General features: G+C 60.8%; 22 protein-coding genes and 2 pseudogenes. 14 read left to right on the top strand and 10 right to left on the bottom strand.

The features are described 5' to 3' along the window. Positions 1-5: 5 nt before the first annotated feature. Positions 6-401, bottom strand: coding sequence for an ArsR/SmtB family transcription factor (locus EU811_RS21865; RefSeq protein ID WP_446698077.1), 396 nt, complete (start codon positions 399-401; stop codon positions 6-8). Further along, positions 367-1,647, bottom strand: coding sequence for an MFS transporter (locus tag EU811_RS21860; protein ID WP_142940373.1), 1,281 nt, complete (start codon positions 1,645-1,647; stop codon positions 367-369). The genes EU811_RS21865 and EU811_RS21860 overlap by 35 nt, the downstream gene beginning before the upstream one ends. A 171-nt stretch (positions 1,648-1,818) precedes the next feature. Here EU811_RS21860 and EU811_RS21855 point away from each other — a divergent pair, with 171 nt between their 5' ends. The 9 genes and pseudogenes from EU811_RS21855 to EU811_RS21820 all read left to right on the top strand — a co-directional run bounded on the left by EU811_RS21855 (position 1,819) and on the right by EU811_RS21820 (position 9,856). After that, complete coding sequence (locus EU811_RS21855; protein WP_142940372.1) at positions 1,819-2,211, top strand: ArsR/SmtB family transcription factor; 393 nt, start codon at positions 1,819-1,821, stop codon at positions 2,209-2,211. 272 nt (positions 2,212-2,483) lie between these two features. Continuing rightward, a pseudogene (locus tag EU811_RS24630) lies at positions 2,484-3,221 on the top strand (HAD-IC family P-type ATPase); the annotation flags it as partial. After that, positions 3,198-4,123: pseudogene (locus tag EU811_RS24625) on the top strand (HAD-IC family P-type ATPase). The pseudogenes EU811_RS24630 and EU811_RS24625, both read left to right, overlap by 24 nt. Positions 4,124-4,187: 64 nt before the next feature. Continuing rightward, entirely contained in the window at positions 4,188-4,622 is a 435-nt protein-coding gene (locus tag EU811_RS21845) for a peptidase (RefSeq protein WP_238703516.1), read from the top strand. 371 nt (positions 4,623-4,993) lie between these two features. Beyond that, complete coding sequence (locus EU811_RS21840) at positions 4,994-5,302, top strand: heavy-metal-associated domain-containing protein (RefSeq protein ID WP_142940371.1); 309 nt, start codon at positions 4,994-4,996, stop codon at positions 5,300-5,302. Between the two features lie 63 nt (positions 5,303-5,365). Further along, a complete protein-coding gene (locus tag EU811_RS21835) occupies positions 5,366-7,519 on the top strand; it encodes a copper-translocating P-type ATPase (RefSeq protein WP_142940370.1) in 2,154 nt (717 codons plus the stop codon). Between the two features lie 93 nt (positions 7,520-7,612). Then, positions 7,613-8,125, top strand: a complete 513-nt coding sequence (locus tag EU811_RS21830) for a hypothetical protein (RefSeq protein ID WP_142940369.1) — start codon at positions 7,613-7,615, stop codon at positions 8,123-8,125. Positions 8,126-8,270: 145 nt separating this feature from the next. Next, positions 8,271-8,888, top strand: coding sequence for a DUF305 domain-containing protein (locus tag EU811_RS21825; protein WP_142940368.1), 618 nt, complete (start codon positions 8,271-8,273; stop codon positions 8,886-8,888). An 89-nt stretch (positions 8,889-8,977) separates the two neighbouring features. Further along, positions 8,978-9,856, top strand: coding sequence for a F510_1955 family glycosylhydrolase (locus EU811_RS21820; RefSeq protein WP_142940367.1), 879 nt, complete (start codon positions 8,978-8,980; stop codon positions 9,854-9,856). Positions 9,857-10,465: 609 nt separating this feature from the next. Here the strand turns inward: EU811_RS21820 and EU811_RS21810 are convergent. Together EU811_RS21810 and EU811_RS21805 are read right to left on the bottom strand one after the other, a co-directional pair. Continuing rightward, the gene (locus tag EU811_RS21810; protein WP_142940366.1) at positions 10,466-11,188 is read right to left on the bottom strand and encodes a VIT1/CCC1 transporter family protein; all 723 of its coding nucleotides are present in this window, start codon (positions 11,186-11,188) and stop codon (positions 10,466-10,468) included. 849 nt (positions 11,189-12,037) lie between these two features. Then, the gene (locus tag EU811_RS21805; RefSeq protein ID WP_142940365.1) at positions 12,038-12,574 is read right to left on the bottom strand and encodes a hypothetical protein; all 537 of its coding nucleotides are present in this window, start codon (positions 12,572-12,574) and stop codon (positions 12,038-12,040) included. A gap of 169 nt (positions 12,575-12,743) precedes the next feature. Here EU811_RS21805 and EU811_RS21800 point away from each other — a divergent pair, with 169 nt between their 5' ends. Next, a complete protein-coding gene (locus tag EU811_RS21800; RefSeq protein WP_142940364.1) occupies positions 12,744-13,712 on the top strand; it encodes a helix-turn-helix domain-containing protein in 969 nt (322 codons plus the stop codon). A gap of 44 nt (positions 13,713-13,756) precedes the next feature. On the opposite strand, the gene EU811_RS21795 is transcribed toward EU811_RS21800, so the two are convergent. Further along, positions 13,757-14,335, bottom strand: coding sequence for a hypothetical protein (locus EU811_RS21795; protein ID WP_142940363.1), 579 nt, complete (start codon positions 14,333-14,335; stop codon positions 13,757-13,759). 56 nt (positions 14,336-14,391) lie between these two features. Between EU811_RS21795 and EU811_RS21790 the strand changes: the two genes are divergently transcribed. After that, positions 14,392-14,754, top strand: a complete 363-nt coding sequence (locus EU811_RS21790) for a helicase associated domain-containing protein (protein WP_142940362.1) — start codon at positions 14,392-14,394, stop codon at positions 14,752-14,754. Between the two features lie 22 nt (positions 14,755-14,776). Here the strand turns inward: EU811_RS21790 and EU811_RS21785 are convergent, their stop codons facing one another. After that, positions 14,777-15,304, bottom strand: a complete 528-nt coding sequence (locus EU811_RS21785; RefSeq protein ID WP_142940361.1) for a hypothetical protein — start codon at positions 15,302-15,304, stop codon at positions 14,777-14,779. A 159-nt stretch (positions 15,305-15,463) separates the two neighbouring features. Then, positions 15,464-16,342, bottom strand: a complete 879-nt coding sequence (locus EU811_RS21780; protein WP_142940360.1) for a hypothetical protein — start codon at positions 16,340-16,342, stop codon at positions 15,464-15,466. Between the two features lie 695 nt (positions 16,343-17,037). Here EU811_RS21780 and EU811_RS24455 point away from each other — a divergent pair. Next, positions 17,038-17,187 carry a hypothetical protein gene (locus EU811_RS24455; protein WP_207597710.1) on the top strand — a complete coding sequence of 50 codons (150 nt, stop codon included), beginning with the start codon at positions 17,038-17,040 and terminating at the stop codon, positions 17,185-17,187. Between the two features lie 263 nt (positions 17,188-17,450). On the opposite strand, the gene EU811_RS21775 is transcribed toward EU811_RS24455, so the two are convergent. Beyond that, positions 17,451-18,065 (bottom strand): recombinase family protein, encoded by a 615-nt coding sequence (locus tag EU811_RS21775; RefSeq protein WP_142940359.1) that lies wholly within the window; start codon positions 18,063-18,065, stop codon positions 17,451-17,453. Positions 18,066-18,408: 343 nt separating this feature from the next. Then, positions 18,409-18,693, bottom strand: coding sequence for a hypothetical protein (locus tag EU811_RS21770; protein WP_142940358.1), 285 nt, complete (start codon positions 18,691-18,693; stop codon positions 18,409-18,411). Between the two features lie 850 nt (positions 18,694-19,543). On the opposite strand from EU811_RS21770, the gene EU811_RS21765 reads away from it, so the two are divergent. Both EU811_RS21765 and EU811_RS21760 read left to right on the top strand, forming a co-directional pair. Then, positions 19,544-20,488 (top strand): ParA family protein, encoded by a 945-nt coding sequence (locus EU811_RS21765; protein ID WP_079581673.1) that lies wholly within the window; start codon positions 19,544-19,546, stop codon positions 20,486-20,488. Beyond that, positions 20,485-21,174, top strand: coding sequence for a hypothetical protein (locus EU811_RS21760; RefSeq protein WP_142940357.1), 690 nt, complete (start codon positions 20,485-20,487; stop codon positions 21,172-21,174). The genes EU811_RS21765 and EU811_RS21760 overlap by 4 nt, the downstream gene beginning before the upstream one ends. A 178-nt stretch (positions 21,175-21,352) precedes the next feature. Here the strand turns inward: EU811_RS21760 and EU811_RS21755 are convergent, their stop codons facing one another. Further along, on the bottom strand, positions 21,353-23,194 hold the full coding sequence (locus EU811_RS21755) for a MarR family transcriptional regulator (RefSeq protein WP_446698076.1): 1,842 nt from the start codon (positions 23,192-23,194) through the stop codon (positions 21,353-21,355). Positions 23,195-23,291: the final 97 nt, after the last annotated feature.

The following is a 23,291-nucleotide window of genomic DNA, read 5'->3' as shown; positions in this document are numbered from 1 at the left end:
GTGCCTTAACCGTGGGCCGGTTCTCCGGTCATCAGGTGGTCGGCGTGGTTCATGGTTTCGCGGATAAGCCGGATCAGGTGCCCGTCATGGAGGGAATAGATGATATGGCGGCCGTCCTTGCGGGTGTCCACCAGTTTGCTGAGCCGGAGTTTGGCCAAGTGCTGACTGACCACGGTCCGTGGAGCCCCGGAGAGGCCGGTCAGTTCAGTGACGGTCTTAGGGCCGTTGGAAAGGTGCCAGAGCAACTGCAGCCGGGTGGGTTCGGCCAGCATCCGCAGCGTACCGGCAGCCGTTTCGAGCAGCTCCGGATCCGGGGTGATCGGGTGGACCAGGGACGGTTCCCCAGAACCTGCGCCCTGTATGCTGCTAGGGCTCAACGCGCTGCCGGTCCTGCTGCTCAAGGGTCTGCTCCTCAGTGGCTGGGTGTCGGAACGCCGCGGCGGTGCGCGGCGACCAGGACAGAAATGCACCTGCACTACCTATCATCGCAATAAATGTCAGAGCAAGCGCAGCCCAGCCCAGTCCCGCGGCTGCACCGATCCACCCTGCCAGCGGGTAGGTGAGGATGTAGCAGGCATGAGACAGGGAAAACTGCGCAGTGAAAACGTAGGGCCTGGTCTCCTCGGTGGAGGCATCGCGCAGCAGCCGGGATGAGGGTGTGAGGATCGTCGAATTCGCGGCACCGAGCAGGAACCAGAGCGCCAACAGCAGCCACCATCCCACCCCACCGACCCCCAGTAAAGGCAGAAACACCGCGCCGGCCAGCACAGCTGGGATCACGGCGGCACCTGTGAGCATCACGGCCCGGTCCCCGAACCGGTCCAGGACCACGGGCGCGGATAACGCGACAATCATCGACCCGACGCCGAAACAGGCCAACGCAAGGGCTAGATCGGTGTCGGGCCGGTGCAGGACCTCACGGACGTAGACCACAGTGTTGACGAGCACCAGGGCCGTGGGGGCTGCGACAACCAGATTCAGTGCCAGCAGTGAACGCAGGCGCCGGTTCCGCCAGAAGATCCGTGTACCCAAGGTGGTCCGGTGCCACAGGGAGCTCACTGGACCGGCGGGGGCGGCAAGGCGGGGCAGGGCCGTGATCGTGACCATGAAAGCGGAGAACACGAACCCGGCAACCGTGCCGAGGAACAGGTTGTTGTAACTGATCAGCGTCAGTAACAGCGCCGCAGCGGCCGGACTGATCAAGGCCTCCATGTCATAGGCCAGTCTTGAAAGGGACAATGCCCGGGTATAGTCGCGTTCACTTTTCAAAATGGTGGGAATCAGCGATTGGAAGGCCGGGGTGAAAGTAGCGGAAGCGGACTGCAGCAGGAAGATCACCACGTAGATCTGCCAGGTTTCTGTGATGAACGGCAGACACAATGCCATCGCGGCCCGGATCAGGTCAGCCCCGATCAGAACAGGCTTTTTCGGCAGTCGGGCCACCAAGGCATTGATCACCGGGGCCAGACCGACGTAGGCCAGCATTTTAATCGTCAGGGCGGTGCCCAGCACAGCCCCGGCGTTCCGGCCGGCCAGATCGTAGGCCAGCAGTCCGAGAGCCACGGTGAGCAGGCCGGTACCGATGAGAGCCACGACCTGGGCGGCGAACAGCCGTCGATAAGTAACATCCCGCAAAACAGATAACATCCCACCACACCCTTTAGGTACATACGTGCACTTATATGCACTCATAATAGGCGGCTCTTTCCGTCATCTTCAAGCTCCCGCCTCCGGCAGTACCGGCGGTCGGCTCCGCCTCAGTCCTCCGCCTCAACGGAGGGAATCCGGGCAAAGGGCTTCTATGGCTATAATCTTCATATGAGCGAAGATAAGAACACTTGCAGGCTTAGTGTGGACAGCCAGTATGTAGAGCTTGCGGTCGAGGTATTTGCCATGCTCGCGGATGCTACGCGGGTGCGGATCATCCTGGCGCTCAGGGAGGGCGAAATGTCCGTAAACCATCTCGCGGACATCATCGACAAGTCCCCGACGGCCGTCTCACAGCATCTGGCAAAGCTTCGTCTGGGCAGGTTGGTGAGCGCACGGCAGGACGGCACCAGGGTCTTTTACCGACTGGCCAACGAGCACGCGCGCAAACTGGTGGCCGATGCCGTGTTCCAGGCCGAGCATTCTCTGGGAGGCGAGCCGGCCCATCACCGTATCGATATGACGGTGGAGACACCGGCCGCGGAAGCGACGGTGCGCTCGTGAGCCAGGTGCTTGCCTCTCCTGGCAAGGCTGCTCCGGGCAGGCTTCTGCCCAAGCCGCCGTCGATCTTCCGAACCGGCGCGCGGCTGCCTGAAGTCCGGTGGGCCGCGCTTGCTTTAGTGCTTTTCCTGGCGGGTGGGGTTGCGCAGCTGGCTGGGGCGCCGGAGCTTCTGTGGTGGTGCTTCTATTTGGCCTGCTACGTGGCCGGCGGCTGGGAACCGGCTTTGTCAGGTTTGCGGGCGCTGCGGGAGAAGACTTTGGATGTGGATTTGCTGATGATCGTCGCAGCAATCGCTGCCGCGGCCATCGGCCAGATTTTTGATGGGTCCTTGCTGATCGTCATTTTCGCAACCTCGGGCGCCCTGGAAGCCCTGGTCACTCAACGAACCGCTGACTCCGTCAGCTCCCTGCTGGGTCTGGCCCCCGAGCGGGCGACCCGGATTTTGGACGGGACCGGCCTCGAAGAGGAGGTTGACACCGCGGAACTGCAGGTCGGCGATATGATTCTGGTGCGCCCGGGTGAACGGATCGGCGCTGACGGCACCGTCATCCGGGGAGTCAGTGAGGTCGACCAGGCGGCGATGAGCGGGGAATCGACTCCGATCATCCGGCGCGAAGGCGACGAGGTTCTCTCCGGAACTGTCAACGGTAGCGGCGCTCTGTCTGTCAGGGTAGCCAAGGCCGCCAAGGACTCGGTGGTCAGCCGCATCGTGACCCTCGTGGAGGAAGCCTCCGCCACCAAGGCCAAGACCCAGCTGTTCATTGAAAAAGTCGAACAGCGCTACTCCGTCGGTGTCATTGTGGCTACCCTGCTGGTGTTTTTCCTGCCCGTGTCCTTCGGCGAGAGCCTGGAGGCTGCCCTGCTGCGGGCCATCACGTTCATGATCGTGGCCTCTCCGTGCGCCGTTGTCCTGTCGACCATGCCGCCTCTTCTGGCTGCCATCGCCAACGCCGGACGACACGGCGTCCTGGTCAAATCCGCCACCGTGATGGAACAGGTCGGCCGCACCACCGTCGTCGCCTTCGACAAGACCGGTACCCTCACCGAGGGAACCCCGAAGGTCACGTCCGCCGAATCCCTGGACGCCGACCCCAACCCCGCACAGATCCTGGGGATGGCAGCCGCCGTCGAGCAGTACAGCGAGCACCCGCTCGGACGGGCCATCCTCCGTGACGCACGGGAAAGGGCCTCACCGTGGAGCCAGCAGCAGAATTCAAGGCCGTCCCCGGCCAAGGAGTATCCGGCATCGTCGACGGACGGCAGGTCCGGGTGGAACGGCCCGCCGTGGAGGCCGATGCCACCGTGGCCGGAACCGTCGTTTACGTCATCATCGACGGGGCCACGGCAGGGCGGATCACCCTTGCTGACCGGCTCCGCCCGACCGCGGCCGCAACCGTCACACGGCTCCGGCAGATCACGGGCAACCCGGTTCACCTGCTCACCGGAGACAACCACCGGGCGGCAGCCCAGATCGCCGCCGAAACCGGCATAGACAACGTCCGCTCACGCCTGCTGCCCGCCGACAAAGCGACAGCGGTGCACAAACTGGAACAGGTCGGCCACCGGGTTCTGCTGATCGGCGACGGCGTCAACGACGCCCCCGCCATTGCGGCTGCGAGCACCGGAATCGCGATGGGACGGCACGGCTCCGACCTCGCCCTGGAAACGGCCGACGCCATCATCGTCCGCGACGAGCTCGAGGCCCTGCCGTCACTGATCGCGATCTCAAAACGGGCCCACCGGTTCGTCATCGCGAATCTCGCCATCGCGGCCACCTTCATCACCGTTCTCGTCACGTGGGACCTGGTTTCCAGGCTGCCACTGCCGCTGGCCGTCGCCGGACACGAAGGCTCCACCGTCATCGTCGCCCTTAACGGCCTGCGGCTTCTACGCTCCCAGGCATGGAAAAACTGACCGGCCGCCACACGCCGGCCGCCCCACTGCTCCTGCTGCCCGGGGAGCAAACCCCAAGGACTCCATGAACACCTTCCCCACGAAGGCACTCGCAACTGTGACGGTGCCAGGACACGGCCGCTTCCACGCCACCGCCGAAGCCCTTGAAATGATTGCTGTGTTTGGCGGCTCCCTCCATTGCTACCTGGGTTCCGGCGGCTGCCGCACCCAGGGACTCTACTTCTCCAGAACACGACCAAAAAAGTTCATCGGATGCACGCTCGAAACCCTTGCCGAGGCGCACGGGCCGGCGACCATCTCCGTCAGCTACGAACTAGCTGACCGGATCAATGGCGCAGTCCTGGACTTCGGAAACTACAACCGCATGCAACGTTTCGTCTGGACCGGCCTTCCGGCGGTCAAGGGACCCCAATGCACCTGCCTGCGGTCCATGGGAAAACCCGCTGGCAAACGCTCGCCCTGCCTGGACGACGCCGGCATGGGCATTACGGACCTCTGACCGGGAGCAGTTGCCCTGAACCCGCGGACTCCGCCCTGGACCCTATCGCATCGACTCCTGACGGAAGAAAGACAATGGGCCACGTGGTGGAAATGTCGCTGCCGGCGTGGTTCACGCGTAGCCCGGCGCGACGCCGGACAGTCACGCCCAAAACTGCAGACTGCCCCTCCCCCGCCTGCCGAATACCGACCCTTTGCGCACCCCATCCGGACCAACTGATGATGGTTCACTACTTGACTTGCATACCCCCCAGGGGTATCTTTTCATTGTTGTCAGTGAGTGGTATGTCGCGGAGGACCAAATGATTGTTGGCCTCTTTACAACCGTTCAACCACAGCACCCGTCGCATTTCTGCACATAAGGGAACTGACATGAAAACACCTTCACGCACCGAACTGCCCCTTACTTCTGCGTCCTCCCCGGGCTGCAGCTGCTGCTCCACCGAGGCCAGCGCCACTCCGCCCGCCAAAATGGGTGTCGAATACGACGTGGAAGGACTGACCTGCGGCAGCTGCGTGGCCAGCGTCGAAAAGGCCGTCAAGGCCGTGGATGGCGTAGACGGCGCGGCTGTTGAACTCGTCCCAGGCGGTGTTTCCCGCCTGGTCATTACCGGCTCCGCTGGACCTTCCGCCATCCGGGACGCCATCACATCAGCCGGCTACAGCTTGACCAACAGCTAGCCCAAACACGTGCGTCCGCACCGCCTCAAGCGATGCCGCGGGCCGCACCTGGAGGAGCACACCATGACAGAGCACACCCATCACCACGATCACCACCTTTCGCCGGTCACCGAAGCAGACCCCGGCCAAGCAGCACCACACCAGACTCCCGGGACGCCTGAATCACCGCATCAGCACCAGGCGCATGCTCAGGGACACAACGCCTCGGACGATCATGCCGTGCACAACCACGGTCAGCACGCCGGTCACAGCACGGCCATGTTCAAGGACAGGTTCTGGCTGACCCTGGCTCTCTCGGTCCCGGTGGTGTATTTCAGTCCGATGTTCGGGCACCTCCTGGGGTACATGCCGTTGGAGTTCCCGGGGTCCGCCTGGATCCCGCCCGTTCTGGGAACGGTGATCTTCTTCCACGGGGGCATGCCCTTCCTCAAGGGCGGCATCAATGAACTAAGATCCCGGCAGCCGGGCATGATGCTGCTGATCAGCATGGCCATCACCGTCGCGTTCGCCGCGTCCTGGGCCACAACCCTGAAGATCGGGAACTTCGATCTGGACTTCTGGTGGGAGCTGGCGCTCCTGGTGGCCATCATGCTGCTCGGACACTGGATCGAAATGCGGGCGCTCGGCTCCGCGCAGGGCGCCCTCGACGCCCTGGCGGCTCTGCTGCCGGACGAGGCCGAACGCGTCACTGATGCCGGCGTCGAAACCATCCCGGTCTCTGAGCTAAACCCCGGGGATATTGTTCTCGTCCGGTCCGGGGCGCGGATGCCCGCCGACGGCACCATCGCGGACGGGCAAGCCGAGTTCGATGAGTCCATGATCACCGGGGAGTCCAAAACGGTGCTCCGCGCAGTGGGTGATCCGGTCGTGGCCGGGACCGTGGCCACCGACAACACCGTCCGGGTCGCCGTCACGGCAGTCGGTGACGACACGGCCTTGGCCGGCATCCAGCGGTTGGTTGCTGAAGCGCAGGCCTCGTCCTCGAAGGCCCAGGCCCTCGCGGACCGGGCGGCGGCGTTCTTGTTCTACTTCGCCACCATCGCCGGTGTCATCACCTTCATCGCATGGATTCTCTTGGGTAGCCTGCCCGAAGCCGTCACCCGCACCGTTACAGTGCTCGTGATTGCCTGCCCGCACGCCCTGGGCCTGGCCATCCCGCTGGTGATCGCGATCTCCACCGAACAGGCCGCCAAAGCCGGGGTGTTGATCAAGAACAGGATCGCGCTCGAGCGGATGCGCACCATCGACGTCGTCCTGTTCGACAAGACAGGCACCCTGACCAAGGGCGAACCCGAGCTCCGGAACACCGCCACCACCGATGGCAGGACAACCGATGAGCTGCTGGCTCTGGCAGCAGCCGTTGAATCCGACAGTGAACACCCTGTCGCCCGGGCCATCGTCCGGGCAGCGAAGGAGAAAAGCCTCACGCTGCCGCAAGCGACGGGTTTCACGTCCATGACGGGCCGTGGCGTGCGGGCCACGATCAATGGCCGCACCGTCCAAGTCGGCGGCCCTGCACTGCTGCGCGAACTCGGAATCACCGAGCATGAGACGCTGGCGGCCTCGACCCGTGAGTGGATGGGCCGTGGCGCAGCTGTGCTGCACGTCATCGACGGCGACCGGATCCTGGGGGCAGTCAGTCTCGAGGATGCCATCCGGCCCGAGTCCCGGCAAGCCGTAGCAGCCTTGCAGAACAGAGGCGTGAAAGTCGCGATGATCACCGGGGACGCCACCCAGGTAGCCACGGCGGTCGGTGCGGAACTGAACATCGACGAGGTTTTCGCCGAAGTGTTGCCTGCGGACAAGGACAAGAAAGTCGCCGAACTGCAGGCCCGCGGCCTGAAGGTGGCGATGGTCGGGGACGGCGTCAACGACTCCCCGGCGCTGGCCCGGGCAGAGGTTGGCATTGCCATCGGCGCCGGCACCGACGTGGCCATGGAATCAGCCGGGGTCATCCTTGCAGGCAACGACCCCAGGGCCGTGCTGTCCATGGTGGACCTGTCCAGGGCAAGCTACACCAAGATGTGGCAGAACCTCGTCTGGGCCACCGGATACAACGTCATCGCCGTACCCTTGGCCGCCGGTGTGCTGGCCTTCGCCGGGATCGTCCTGTCCCCCGCCGCCGGGGCGGTCCTGATGTCCATCTCCACCATCGTGGTCGCCCTCAACGCCCAGCTGCTCCGCCGGGTGAAACTGAACCCCAGCCAAGTTCGTTGACCCAACAGTGAACCGGCACCGCTGCCCCCGGAAAGGTATGGCGCCGGGTGCCGGTAGCCTAAAGACAGCAGACCCACAGGGAGGAAGACCCGCATGGCCGCACAACGCACCATGATGAGCTCCGCCCTGCTCACGGCCTCTTTGCTGACAGCGGTCTTGGCCCTCATCACGGGAATCCTTGGCATGCACGTCATGACAGGGACCCACTCTGCACACACGGCCGCCATGGTTTCCGTCGGCATGACGGATACGACCGGGTCCTACCCGGCAATGTCCGAACACCCAACACCCGGACTCCCCGTGTCCGGGCACGCCAGCCATTCGGTCTCACCATCATCGGGACCTGCCGCGCTGCAAAAGCTGTCCGCGGTGAATGCTGCGCCCTCCCCTGCGCAGTGCTCCTGCTCCGGGAATTGCTCAAGCCAGCACTCCATGAGCGCCTCGTGCATCCCCACGGTCGCGACCGGCGCCCTGGCGGCGCCCGTACCGGACGACACGGTCTCCATCACGGCCCAGTCCGCAGCCTCGACAATCGCAGCTCCCATTCCCTGGTCCTACCGCCCCGGCAGTCCGTCACCGGGTGAGTTGTCCATCAGCAGAACGTAATCGTTCCGCTTGCCCGGGCCCAGCCCAGGGCATTCCTTCCTTTGCGCCCCAGCCCCGCCGCGGCTGATCAGCGCCCTCCTGACAAACCTCACCCCGTTCTGAGGGCGCCTTAGCGCCCCCAAATCCTTAGAAGGACCTGATGAAGATGAATACAAAAAAATTCTTGCCTGTCGCCGCAACAGCGATCGCCGCCGCCATCGCACTGGCCGGCTGCGGTTCCTCCGGTGGTTCCGGTTCCTCCGGGACGCCAATGCCGGGCATGGACCACGGCAGCAACTCCTCCAGCGCTTCAAACCCAGCCGCGGCAGCGGACCATAACGCCGCTGACGTGATGTTCGCCCAGATGATGATCCCGCACCACGCCCAAGCGGTCGAGATGAGTGACATGATCCTCAAGAAGCAGGACATTCCCGCCGATGTCACAGCCCTGGCCACCCGGATCAAGGCCGCGCAGGGACCGGAGATCGAAAAGATGACCGGCTGGTTGAAAGGCTGGGGCGAACCCACCCAGATGTCTACCGGGCACAGCATGGACGGCATGATGGGCGCCGACGACATGACCAAACTGGAGGCCGCCCAGGGTGTTGAGGCCGCGAAGTTGTTCCTGACCCAAATGATCGTCCACCACCAAGGTGCAGTGGCCATGGCCAAGACAGAAACCACGGACGGCAAGGACACTGCAGCTGTCCAGCTCAGCAAGGACATCGTGAGCGCCCAGGAAACCGAGATCAAGGAAATGCAGACGCTGCTGGCCGCTCTCTAACCAGCCCCACCGTGGCGCCGGTCCTCCAACCGAATAGGGGGCCGGCGCGCCTTTCGCGTACCCGTTTCCACCCCAACCTGGAGCTTCCCATGCAATTCTTCACCACCGCGGCAAAGCGGACCGGAGCCGTTATGGCCAGCGCCGCGATACTCCTCACGCTGGCTGCCTGCGCCCCGGCCAGTCCGGAGACCTCTGCAACACCCTCCATCGAACAGACGGACAAGCCCCTGCCCGGCAGCCACGTCCACGGGTTGAATGTCAACAGTGACACCAGCCAGGTGCTGTTGGCCACCCACGAGGGCCTGTTCGACGTCACCAAACAACCAGCCAGCAAGATCGGCGGCACGAACGACCTGATGGGTTTCACCGCCGGCAAAGACGGCGTCTTCTACGCCTCCGGGCACCCTGGCCCTGGCTCCGATATGCCCAACCCCCTCGGACTGATCAAGTCCACCGACGGAGGACAAACCTGGGAGAAACTCTCACGACAAGGCGAATCCGACTTCCACGCCCTGACAACCACAAAATCCGGGATCATCGCGTTCGACGGGCAACTGCGCAGCAGCCCCGACGGGAAAACCTGGGACACCGTGGCGGCCATGTTCGCCCCGGCGGTCCTGGCCGGGCACCCCGACGGCGACACCGTGCTGGCCACCACCACCGAGGGAATCCAGCGCTCCACCGACAGCGGGGCAACGTGGGCACTGGACAAGACCGCCCCGGTGGTTCAGTACGCCGCCTTCGCCACTCCGGACGAGGCGGCAGGCGTGGCCCCTGACGGGACCACCTACTACTCGGCCGACGCGGGCAAGTCATGGACACAGAAAGGACGAATCGACAGTGAAGTACTGGCCATAGCCGCCCTCAAGAGCGCCGACGGGAACCCCTGGATCTGGGCTGCCACACCCGAAGGGATCGTCGTCTCCACCGACGGCGGCACGAGCTACCGCCCCGCAGACGCCCTTTGATTTCCTCCGCTCCGCACAAAGGCTGGAACCGTATCTCGCGGTGAGAATAAATGGCGAAGGCCACCGCCTCCTCGGGCGGATGCGTTAGGTTACGCTCCAAACCGACGCCGGGCCGGAGTGTCCTGTGCACGGATTCATAAATCAGGAACAGCCCAGCCAGGACTCCGAGTACGGACGTGGCAGGAACTAGCCAACGGGCGCGCAATGCTTGTCCGACGCCACGAAGGGCCGACCACCGGCTTAGCATGGGCCAGGATGCACCGAGGACTTGCGCGGCCACGACAAACAGGAGGACAAGCATCACCATCCGAAAGAAGCTGCCCTGCTTGGCATGGTCTTTGTTGAATTCCAAGGCTGGCCGAACATTTTCCAACTGTTCCCTGCCTCTGCGGTCAGAACGGCCAGCAGGACCATACAGAGCCAGCACCACCAACGGCCCCGCAAGGCAATTCCGACTAGTCCGACAGGGCACGAGGGCGACTGCCATCAGCCCCGACAGGGGCGCAAGGACAACAAAGCCATGGATCGGGAGGATGTGGGCTGGAAGGCCGCAGATCTCATCATGGAGACACTCCTGAACAGTGGAGTTCGAGCTTCGCTGGTCCCTAGTTAAACGATCCCGGTGGTGCCTAGCAGCAGGCCAACACCATAGGTGAAGGTCATGGCAAGGACACCCCCGATAACCAGCCGTAGGGTTGCTCTTCTCTTGGAACTACCACCAATGTTCGCGCTGACCGAGCCGGTGATCGCGAGGGCAATGACCACGGCCACAAACGTCAGCGGAATACGCACCTCCGAAGGGAGTAGAAGGATTGCCAGCAACGGAAGAATGGCGCCTACGGTGAAAGCGGTAGCGGAGGCAAACGCTGCGTGCCAGGCGCTGGCAACTGCCTCCTCGTCCATCCTGAGTTCGGCGTCCAAATGCGCCTTTAGAGCATCGTGGTCCGTCAGTTCCCGGGCGACTGTGCGGGCGGTCCCCTCGGTCAGCCCTTTTGCCCGGTAAATCGCCGCCAGTTCTTCCAACTCGCCTTCGGGATCTTCCCGGAGTTCTTGGCGTTCCTTCTCGATCAAGGCGCGTTGGCTATCACTCTGGCTGCTGACCGAAACATACTCGCCCAAAGCCATGGAAACTGCGCCGCCCACCACCGCCGCGGCACCCGCCACCAAGATGGGCGCGACATCATTGGTCACGCCGGCTACGCCTACGACGGTTGCGGCCACTGAAACAATTCCGTCGTTGGCCCCAAGAACCCCGGCCCGCAACCAATTCAGCCGGGCTGCAATGCTCTCGTCATGGGGCTCGTTCGGGTGCTGCTTCAGCAATTCAGACATATAGGAAGTAAAACACCGGACCACCAACCCCGCTACGCAGGTTTGCATACCCTACCCTCCCGTAGCGCCGCGGTTCCCCTGGTCACACAGACCTCAGAGCCGTATGACAGTGCCCTGGCCGGAATTGAAGGGATCACACTAGAGCGGAGATAAAACTGAGCGCCGCATGGGCTAAATACCGAACCCGCGTAAGGCCTGACCTCGGGTGCGCATGTCGCTCACGACACATACTGCAACCGCAAAACGCCACCAACATCCACAACGGATGACCACTGCGACGTGCCCACAGTTCTGGTACGGCCGGGTGTCCCACTTCCTTAGAAGTGGGACACCCCCCAGCGGCACGCTCCCCCACACATCCGAATTGTCATTTTCAGGAGTCCGCTGCACCAAATACCCCGTCAGATAGCGGTCTTTTCACAGAGCTAGATGATGCGCCTTTGGAGCTCGCGGTACACAGTCGTCCGGACATGTCGAACAGAGCCTGCGGCGCCACACCGGCGGGCGCCACCACCTCCATCTACGATGCGAACGGCCACACAACAGCAGCCGGCGATCTCGAGCTTCATATCCGACGGCGGCTGGTCCACTCAGTATGTTAGACCGGGTACTTTCCAGGGCTATGAGGTCGAGCTCTTGACCTGCTTGGGGGTGCCGGCATGCTGGGCTGTGCCGCACCTCCATATACGCCCCACGACTACAGGAAAGTTAGGGAACTCGCACACGCAACGACCACGGGAAAGTTAGGGAATGTTTGTTGTACACTGAACGTGAGCTTCCATCCCGAGGGGTGGAAGAAGTGAAGCCAGGACCCCCGCTGTTCATAACGGGACCTGGCTTTCGCGTTCTCTAGAGATTTATCCGCGAGATTTTGACGTCATCAAGAATGGTTTTGAAGTATCTGGGCTCTCCAGCTTCAGCGTCCCCTATGGCACCTAGGACTTGATCGGCGATCCAAAGCATTGGGTCCTCGGAGCCCCTAAGCCAATCGACTCGCAAGCCGACGGGCAGGGCGCCTTTTCCCCTCAATTTGGGGATCAGTTGCCGATCGCGTTGGTTCAGCGATTGGGTCCGCGCTTCGAACGTCACGCTCGTACCGCCCAGGTCCTCCACCTCCCAGCAGAGCCTTTCAATGCACTTGGCACGTGCGCGCTCCTGCCGGCGAGGATCCAGAGGGCTGGCGATAACAACAATATGGTCCAGGCTCAGCGATGCGACAGCTTCGACAGACAGCGTCTTGGCTCGTGGGTCCAGATCTCTCCAATGGAGTTTCGGACCCTTCTTGTGAATCCCTAGCATGGCCTCGCGAGCTTGAACTGCCGTCACCTCGTCCGCAAGGGCGGCACCAAGCAAGTACATGGGTGAATGCACCTTTGTAAGGCGCATACTTTCATCTCCCCATGCCCCAATGTTTTTCGATTCGCCTCCCGTCACCCCACCCACGCGCTTTATACCCTCCCTGCTGCAGCCACCCCGCCTCACAGCAGGCTTCTAATCACCACCGAGAATAGCATGATGTGTACCAGTGAAACATATTGCCGTATATTGTGTTTTCATGACACAAATTTCGATGGGGATCGGTCGGCGTATCGGTACTTTCCGTAGGCGAGAGGGTCTATCAGCCCAAGATCTGGCAGAAGACTCAGGAATGTCCCGGTCGGTCATAGCCAATATCGAGACAGGGCGGCGCGAAGACATCACGGTTAGCGAGCTGATGGCCCTATCCAAGGCCTTGCGGGTACCCCCCGTCGCTATTCTCTTTGACGTAACGCGGCCGCTCGCACCAGTACCAGCTTCGAGCGATGGTGAGCCTGAGATTATGCCTATGAGAACTATCGATCTCGTGGACTGGTTTGCAGGCATAGACGGTCCGGCGGAGTGGAGCTACGATCGTGCGGCCATGGAGGAAGAACTCGCAGTTAATGGACCGGCGGTGATGCCGGTGACCGGTCTGGTCTTGGAAGCCACCTATAGCGACAGCGGGTGGGACGCAATCCGGCTCTTAACGGTCGGGCGGCAGCTTCGAACCGCCAGAGAGACCCATGCCGAGCTGATCCGGGACTTCGCATTTGACGTAAAGACGGGGAGTTTCGGTTGGGAACCCGACCCGGACGAGCATCGGCATCTAATGGACGCCGTGAGTGATCTGGTTGATATCGAAGTGGCCATCCCGCTGGAAGAATTCGTGAACAAAGTTAAAGAGATTGCTCCCGGCAAGGCCTCTGATGCTGAGACAGCGGTGCGACGTCTGCGCTCCTCCGCCCAAGACCTTCGCCGCTTCAAGGGTCTACTGAAATCCCTGGGCGGAGACGCGGGCGAGTCCCCTCTAAAGACAGATGACGAGCACTCGTTTCCCTCCTTCGGCCGAGAGCAGATCCTCACGCTGTGGACCCGGATGAAGTTTCAGTTCATGCGGGATCTCGTGGACGGCGACTTCAATCCCAAGAAGCACCGGACATACGATCAAATCCAAAGGGCAATCAAGACAGGAAAGCTACGCCGCAAACCGGAACAATCCCAATAGTCAGATCCTTCAGGTGAGATGAGATCTAGCCTTCTTGCGCCAGCTCAGCCCCGGGGAAGCTGCCCATCAGCCAAAGGTACGGTTCTTTCGAACTCCACCCACTGCCTTGTGATGGGCTCGAGAAGCTGCGGAGGGAACCATACTGCCGCGCGAAAAGCGGCGCCATCCATCGGGTCCATCGTTGTGATGTCAATTCCTCCCTCACTGTAGGCGGCACTGTCCATCAGTTCCATCGTTTTCCGCACGAACTTGCACGCCTGGTCGTAGTCGGCAAATACGATTTGGGAACGGTTGAAGTTCAGTAAGGGCTCGTGGGCGGTGTAGTGGTCAGCGTCTCCCTGGCACGAAAACTGCGTCTCCAGCCCCAAATCCCAAAGTGCTCGAAGTAAGGGTGCCATCAAATGGTCGACCTCAATGCCGTCAATCTCCGACTGCGGATGACCAGCAAGCCCTGGTTTCGAGGATTTCGTCAGTCCCCGGGAACCATGATCACGCCCAATGCTGTACCCGGAGTCGAACCCTGCGCGGAACCGACGTCGACCGTAACCGTCGAGTTGGAGTTTCGCGAGCTGCATGTTGAAAGAAACAGTTTGGACCAGTTCACTGGCGAGTTTTTGGAACACCGAACCATAATGCCAGCCGCATACGACATTTTAAGGAAACTCTGCATCCTCGTGACTTGCCGGTGCGATACTGTGCCCGTGTCATCGCTGCTGGAGATAATGGGCCGCTACCAGATGACGGCTTCAAGAGGCGCGGCCCGCTCGCCAAAGAAGCTATTCAGACGCTCGATGCGTCCTTCCCCGGGTGGCTGGACGGCATCTCGCTCAACGTCGAACGCCACTGGCAAAAGCGGGCCACCGACTATATCGAATGGGTCAAGGAGAACGGAAGGCACCCGCACCGCAGCGCCTGGGACCCCAAAGAACGGGCACTGGCCGGTTGGGTCGCCAGACAACGGCTCCATGCAAAGAAGCGCCAATACCCTCACCGCATCAGGGAACTCAACGCACGTCTGCCCGAATGGAACTGCCCACCCTAGATCCGGACGACACCGTGCAGGGTTACTTCGCGGCCCAGCGTTCGTGCGCAGCTTGGCGGCTGATCCCAGCGGCCCGGCCAATGTCGGTCCAGGAGGCACCGGCTGCCTTCGCGGCCGCGACAGTCTTATCCAAGCGGAGTCCGGCCTGTCGGTGCTCCTTCGCAGCTGCCTCAACACCGAGGATCGCCTCAGACGGTGCGATATGGACGAGCCATTCCTCTCGGACGGCTTCCTCCACCTCGCCCGAAACGTCGGCAAACTCGCCGCTTGGAACGTACTCCTTGCGGGTAGCAAGGTCAGCGTCGGCAGCCGTAGGAACTCTTTGCCACAGCTCTCCTTGCCAGCCGCATGTGCAGGCGCCGCGCCAGCTCATGATCAGGTCGTTAGGAACGATCTCCTCATCAGGATTGAATTCCCCTGCATGCGGGTATTCGCCGGTGATCCCGTGGAAAAGTACTCCTGCTCCGGTCGAACTCCCTGAGAGCCGCCCGTCGGGTGCGACAAAAGCCACCCAGCCCTCATGGTTGTAGTCGTTGGATGTCCATCCCATGCGCGTACACCTTCCTGTCAGGGTTTCCTGACAGGAAGTCTTTCAGGGACCACAGACAATAACCAGAGCCGTCCAGTTGACTCCACCAATGAACGCGGCGACCCGGACTATAAACGGGAGATGAGTATCCGTTCCCGTTGGTTGGCTGGCCTCTAGGGGCTACCTCAGTGTTGTACGGATCTCGATTTCCTGTTCCGTTCCCGCGCAGCTGAGGGTAATCCTGCCCCAGTTGTCCTCAATGTTGTAGTGCCGCGATTGCAGAGCCATTGGTGGGTTTAGGTATGGCGAGGTAAGCATGGCCAGCAGCTCGTCAAACTGGTCCAAGGAGAACGCCTCAAAGGAGAGCTCGACGCAAATTCCACCCGGAAGGTTGTGCCAGGTTCGCACCGACTTGGGATTTTGGACGCCAAAGAGGCAGATACGGCGAAGCAAGGCACTTTCAACGGTAGAGGCAGCGCCAAGAGTGGAACCGTAGTAGGCCGCAAACGTGCGCTCCTCCATTGCCCACTCATCAGGCATGGCCGTGGCGGCGCAACGCACCTGGCTGTGCGGCACACTAAAGCCCGCATGGTGAGCTTGTTCGAACTCTTCCGCGGTAATTCCAGCGAGGACAATCCTTGCGTCAATTCCGGGACGATAGAGACAGAGCCCCAAAGGATGTGCGGTAGCGCGAAGTCCAGGGATCCCGTGGACCTCAGCGCCGGCGCCCGGTGAGGTGATCACAGGTAGAACCTGGACGGCGAGATGCGTCAGGCTGGTTGACGGGCTAAGGAAGACGGTCAACTGCTTGGTTTCGGCGTGAAGGCGCTTGACGCCAAAATTAAGCCGATTCCAAGCCTTTTCGCTGCGTTCGACATACATGGTTTCCAGCTTGTTGATGAACAAGGCCTCCAGTTCCTGCTGTGCCGGGGAGGGAATAGCAGGCAATAGCCCCGAGCTGGGATTGCGCTCGACTAGTTGGTGGAGAACAGCGTTGTAGCTGTGACCGGTGGCTTTCGATTGGATTCTGGCGATGTGGGCAATCCGGGACGCTGGCATGATGCTCCTTCGTAGACCCCGCCGACTCGGGATTACTGGCAACATGACACGCGCACAACAAACACAGCTACAGCGCCACGAGTCAGAGCCAAGCTCTTTCACAGTCAGGGATCCAGTCGGTGATCCCTGCCATCGGATAACTCGCGTACCCGCCTGAAAAGATCATAGGCCATGACGGCGGACACAGGTTTCATTTATTTGTCGGTTGCTTGCTGATGCTGAACGAGTACTTTCGGTGCTTCCTCGGCGAGGTTACTTGCCCCTCGCCCACAGGGGCACGGCAAAAGCTCAACCCTTCGGGCTTTTCCCGCACCCAGGTGGACGATGGGACCCACCTGACCGCCTGCACCCAAAGCCCACCCTCACCTTGAGTTCTTCGTCCCACCACTGGTGAGCGGACAATGGGCACAGCCTTGTGCAGCGGAGGTGGTCTACTGCACCTCACCGGCGCTGGCGTGCCGCCCGCACGTTTCGGCCACTACATTCAACGCCGCCGTCTTCTGCGAATTTGAAACCACGAGCCCAGGCCCTGCTGGGCTCCAAGATCCGACCAACCTAGGCAAAGTTGAGCCTTCCGGGGACATACCCTGCGTCGGTTAGCTGAGTCCTGCCCGCCTCCGCAGCTCGTCGTTGGAGTGCTGGACCAACCGTAAACGTTGCTCCTGCGTGGTTCTTTCCTGTTCTTCCCATTCCCGGTGACGGTATTCATTGACGACGTCCCAGAGAGCCCTTCTGCTGCGCGGCGGAACTGCTCGCCATACTTGCCCGCCGTCGATTCTGATTTCATCGGCGCCCCCGAGAAGGGCAAGGACCTGGGTGGCGTGCCTGTTCGGAAGAACGACTAGTGAGATCTGTCCATGAGGGCGGCGGACTTCAATTCCGGCGCCAACTGCCGCCACCTCTAAGGGAGGTGCAAGCGCCCCGCGTGCGGTGCGGACGAAACGCGCTCTGCCGATGTAGCGGCGCCAGTTGGTCGCGACTGCACCCGGGAGAGCGGGAAAAACCAGACAGAGCAGACATACCAGCAGGACGACAAGCAGTGCTGCGGTCACCGCAGGAACCATCGCGTCTTCCAACGCTTGCATCCGAGCCCTTTCTTCCCAGAGAGTCACCGAACTGCCCCGTCACTCGCGGCTATAGCTGCCTCAATCTGGATTGTTTGCTGGTGACGATAGAGGGTCGCCCGGCTCCACCCCACCAGGCCAGCGGCTTCTGCAGCTGTTTTACCCTTCGCCCGGGCCTCCTTGACGATGGCCAGCTTGTCGGCCACAACCGCAGGGTCCATCACTGGCCGGCCGAACCTCGTCCCCCCGGCCCGGGCAGCGGCAATGCCGGCATTCACCCGCTCGGTGATCAGTTCGCGTTCGTATTCCGCCAAAGTGGCCAGCATATTCAGCATCAGCCGGCCCGTAGTGGTTGCCGGGTCGATGCCATCAGAGATCGAGCGGAGCTCCACTCCCCTGTCGCGCAGCAAATCCACCGTGTTCAATACATCCACCAAGGAACGCCCCAAACGATCGACCCGCCACACCACCACAGTGTCTCCAGTCTGAGCGTACTCAAGGAGTTTCTTCATCCCCGGCCGTTCCCTTGCGTTCTTGCTGCCGGAAGTCACATCAGAGAAGATGTCACGTCGTTGCACACCCGAGGCGGTGAGCGAGTCCAGCTGCAGCTGCGCATCCTGGGACGCCGTGCTTACCCTCGTGTACCCCAGTAATCTCATGCGCCTCATTCTGCCTTGAAAATACCCCTACCTAGCGGAACTAAGACGTTTCACGGTGAGGCATCTTTAAGAGACAAAGCGCGTCCTGAGTTTCCGGCATTCATCGATGACGTTTCCCGGCATCTACGGCTGTCTCGGAAATCTTTAGATTTCCAAGACAACAGTCCGCCCGCGTTGCGCCGAGAAGACTTGGGTCGCTGTCAGGATATCCTGACCGCAAGCAACAGTAGGAGAACATGCAGTGCAGTGGGACTTAGGCGATGGCCGCCACGAGGGTACGGCCTCCATGGTCGCGCCAGACGGACGTCTGTCCCATGAAGTGGGAGAATCTGGCCTTCTCGTTTCAGGCATCACCGGAAGGTTTCCAAGAGACGCCGAAAAGCGCGACCATGAAGTTATCGATGACGACCATGTTGTTGGATGGCAGGCGTCCTGCAATTGCGGGTGGAAGGGCAGGTTCTGGACGAGAGTCGCGACCAAGTCGGAAGCGAATCTGGCTGATCACAGAGCTTACGTTCCATTCCTGGGATTCGCCACTCCCCCGGTCGCCGCCGAAGATGCCATGAAGGTGGAGTGGCGGGCTCACGCTGAAGCGTCGTCGGTCATCGATGAATTGCTGGCTGCCCAAAGGTCTATTCGAACGGCCAAAGCAAGGCTGGACAACGCTGTGAGCAAGAGTCGCGCCGTGGGACTTCCTTGGTCCGCAATTGCTTCCACTCTGGAAATCACCCGGCAGTCGGCTCACGCCAGATGGGGAAAGACGGACCCCTGAGTCCAAGTTGGATCCTCACAGAGAGAAGACGGCTGTCTTTCACTACCCAAGAATTAATGGGCAGGTATGGAAAAGCGGCCCCCGATCCGTTATGCCATAACACGTGCCATAAAGACTATGGGAATGCTCGCCTCGCGCCTGAGCGAGGTTCAGACTAATCGGGGGCCTGCCTTGCCCATCGACTGATCTGGATCGTCTCTAGGGAGTCAGACCTCTCTTCCTGGCACCCGAAGCGGCCTTACTGACTACGTAGCCTGGCAGGCCATCCGGGTGTACATGAGCAGTCATGCCATAACGACTGCCATAATTCTTATGGGAACCCTCGCTTTTCCTCGAACGTAAATACTTGCAGTTAAATAAAGTGTTAGTGTCAGCCAGCAACCTATGCGGTGAGCAATGGGATCTATAGATGACCCTAAAACGAGTTCTACGGCATGTCATCCCACCGAAAAAACAGCATAAAACTGAATAGATTTACCAGCTTGTCGTGCAACTAAAGAATCCATTTATAAATCCACGTTGCACAAAATGAGTAAGAGTACGGAGTGCATCACGTGATGCAAGGTAGTGCTGCTAGCTTTTGACATCGCAGGAGCAACAACCGAACGACAGACTGGGTAAAACGCGTGTGTCACTGCCCTGCCGAACAGGGTGCAACCCATAGAGTGGAAGGCAGAGTGCCAGACCAGTAGGAGAGTTAGAACAAATGCCACGATCTTCGCTACACGCACCGGCAAACTTCACACAGAATCGAGCACGGGCAATTGAACGTGTGATCTCTTTCGCCAACGGCAAGGGGGGAGTAGGCAAAACTACTACCGCGGCCAACGTTGGTGGCTACGTAGCGCTTGCAGGCTCAAGAGTCCTAATGGTGGACCTGGACCCGCAGGGAGATCTGGCCAGGGACCTTGGATATGAGCGACAGAACGGACGCGAGCTGTTCCAAGCGTTGATCGCAGGCACCACTCCGCTTGTACTTCACAACGTCCGAGAGAACCTCGACGTTATACCGGGTGGTCAAGAACTAGAAGACATCCAGGGTCTAATGGTTTCCCGTTCCAGTCGCTCGGACGCAGCCGACTTCGGTGACATGCTCTACGCAGTGTTGGCGCCGTTGGCCGACGATTATGACCTTATCCTGATTGACACCCCACCGGGGGAGAGGGTGTTGGTCGAGGGAGCATTCGCCATCTCAAGCGCCGTCGTGATTCCAACGAAGTCAGATGACGCCAGCATTGACGGGGTAGAACGTATCGCACGGCGGTTCATGGCCGTGCGGGACCGGAACCCAGCGCTGCAGCTAGCCGGCATTGTGCTCTTTGGCGTCGGACCACGGTCGATGAGACTTGAGCGCAGTGTAAGAGACACCCTCGCTGAGATGCTTGGAGAAGTAGCCCCAGTATTCGAAACAAGGATCCGTAGTCTTGAAAGTGCAAGTGCAGACGCCCGGCGTAAGGGGTTACTTTTCCACGAACTTGAGGGAGCAGTTACGGATGCTCAAAAGAAACGCCTCAAGGCACTCCGGGCGGGGGAGAAGCCCACGGATGGTTTCTTTTCCCGTAATGCTGGGGGACTGGCAGAAGAGTTCGAGCAGCTGACAGGCGAAATCCTGGCACGACTGAACACGATCGAAAGCGAGGAGCTCGTATGAGCAGCAATCGGCCAAACCTCGCAAGCGCATTCGCGCCCTCAGCACCTCGCGGCGCGAAGCTCGAAGGAATCCTCGCCCCTAAGCGGCGGAAAGCTCCGGATACGCCAGAAATTCCAGACCGGTCTCTGGAGTCGACGCGCATTTCGGTAGTTCCCGAACTAGCCCAGGAGTCCGAGGCCGAATCAACCGCTCCTTCCTCGGAATTCATGTCTACGGATCATGTCGGTGCGATCGAAGGAATGAACCGGACCCAAGAACCAGCATCCAAAACAAGCCAGGCCTCGACGAGTCAACGCAAGGACGTCTCATCAAGTTCAGGTACCAAAGCCTCCGAGGTCGTTTTGGGCGCCCTGCGCAATGTGGGCGTATATCTGGCCCCGGATCTCCTAGCCACCGTGAAAGAAGCCTTGCACTCACAGCGAACAACATACGCAGATCTTCTTCTGGACGCCTTCGACTCTGTGTCGGAAGCGAGTATCGCTAAGGAGTTCAGGCCTGAAACTACTCCGTCGCTGTCAGGCATGCCCCGCCGGGTGCCTCGCCGACGCGGGGAAGCCGGTATCCAGATCCAAGTGCGACTGGATGGGCATCAGACTGCTTGGCTTGATGAGAAGGTCGTCGAGTTCAATGCGCCGTCTAGGAGTGCACTCGTTTCCACCGTCTACAGACTCTATCTCAAAGACTAGCTTCATGGCCGGTCGCCAGGGAAGGGACAACCCGCTCTGCCGACCGGCCTACGTTTCTATCCTGCTTCGATTATGGTATGCATTCCAATGGAATTTATGGCGTCCCTTATGGCGCGAAAATACTGGGGTACGAGTAGCTTTACCGTCTTGTTTTCCTGAACAGGAGCCGATTCCTGCGTCACGTCGCTCTCGTGAAGGCCATGTCGGCTAGGCTCCACTCATCTGGTGGCCCTTCAAAGGTTTCCCATGGGTAATCGTCCGTGGGGGAGAGGAACTCCGCGACTGTGTTCACGTTCTTTGAGAGCCACTCCCGCCAAACGATTCGTTCAATACGATATCTCTGAAGTTGGGCAGCTACAGCGTCCACCACACCGAAGCATTCTGCAAGCTCTTGGAGAGAGGTCGTGGCAACGATCATCCAGGCTCGGGCGCCGTTCCTGGAAATCATGTTCCAAGCTGCCAGGACCTCGAGGCTTTCGCTCACGGCAGTTCTGGACAGCTTTGTCTGAACGACCAATTCCGTCGTTGTGAGCCCTGGCGTGCTCTCCAGCGCTTCGTAGACGAACGCTGCGGGCAAGCCCAGCTCCCTGAAAACCGGCCTGAGCGAGTGAATCTTTCCTTTTCGCCACGTTAGATCCTCGGCTGCTGCACGGAGGCCTTCAGGGATCGTCAACATGTACAGGTCACCTTTGGTTCCCCGGCCACGTTCTACCAACGTCACCAACGGATCACTCTCAGCACGCAGAGCCCTCAAATGAGAGCCGACGGTCGTATGATCCAGCCCTGTCGCCACGGCAATTGAGCGGTCACCGAACTCAACAAATCGGGATGCTGTCATATGGGCTGCCGCTCCCAGAGCTCTTAGAACCATTCGACGTGCCAGACCAGTTCGGGAGCTAGCGTAGGCGGGCTCCCGCAGTAGCAGGGCGTTTCTCCAGGATCGCAAGTAGCGGTGCTCGCTGCCGGGATCTAAGTCTGTCGAGGTTCCTAGTGGGGGCTGTGTACTTGGCTGGCTTGTGGGGGATTTACGGGCATTGTTATTCCCTGTCCTTGAGCCTTGGTTTTTTCGTAGGTAGTCGACCGCGTTGTTCCAGTCCCGTTTCAAGGATGGGAGACGGTGATGGGAGGTGTAGCGGGCGTAGAACGATGCCAGTCCGGGCCAAACACCTTGGAGGACCCGTCGTTGTACGTCGACGAGTTTCATTCCTGCGGCGGCCGCGGCTGTCAGGATAGCCTGACGGGCTTCTGAGTCGGAGGCGTACCGGTTCGCGTCGTAAAGGCCCGACAGCGCCATCTGCTGCATTGCCCTGGACATCCGCCCGATCATCTGCGGTGCTCCCGGATCTCTATTGTCCGGGGATGACGGCCGCTCCAGTCTCAGGGCCCGTACGCTGGTGATTTCATCGTTCAAGTCTTGGCGTATTGCTTCCCAGACCTGAACCTTGTTTGGGCGTCGGGCAACGTCGTACGCCATGCTGAGGCTCATGGCGAGTTCTTGGTGCCCGCCACGTTTGTGGGGTGATCCTGGTGTGCGCATGCACCCGTGGAGAAGGTTTTGGTGTGGTGATTTATCCAATGTCCGGTATCGCGTGCCAAGTGCCTCGACAACGTCACGGGCCTCGGAAAAGGAAACCTTTGTCTCCAGGGGTATGTAAACGTGCCGGCCACCATTGGGGGAGTGATCTTCAATCCACCGGGCGCCACAGTTGTGAAGCCACGATTGGAGGGACTTCACATCCGCTTCTACCCAGTCGATTCCTGCAATAGAGGAGTCGAAGTCAAGGAAGATGGCCGAGCAGGTGCCGTCTTTTCCGAAGATCCGGACCGCCGCAGGAAAAGTGGGGAGCGTCTCAGTCAGCGCGCGTTCGTGCTTTTGGGGATAGGTCTTACCGCCGTCTCGGGACAGCCGAATACGGGGTTGACCTGCGAGAAGAGGCGCAAGCGCGGCCCACGCTTGGGCGGCTTCGGAGGCCAGGGAATGGTCGCGGGACACGCCAGCAGGTTTGCCTGCTGGCAGCACGCGAGCGTGCTGTTGTACGATGAGAACAATCCTTTCGAGGAGGTCCTGTCAGAGGGACAACAAAGGGCCGGCCCGCCAAGACCGGTTTCATAGCAAG

The organism is Arthrobacter sp. TS-15, from assembly GCF_006964045.1.
Taxonomy (GTDB): Bacteria; Actinomycetota; Actinomycetes; order Actinomycetales; family Micrococcaceae; genus Arthrobacter.
The sequence above is the reverse complement of the archived record's forward strand: the minus strand, read 5'-3'. Positions and strand labels throughout refer to the sequence as shown.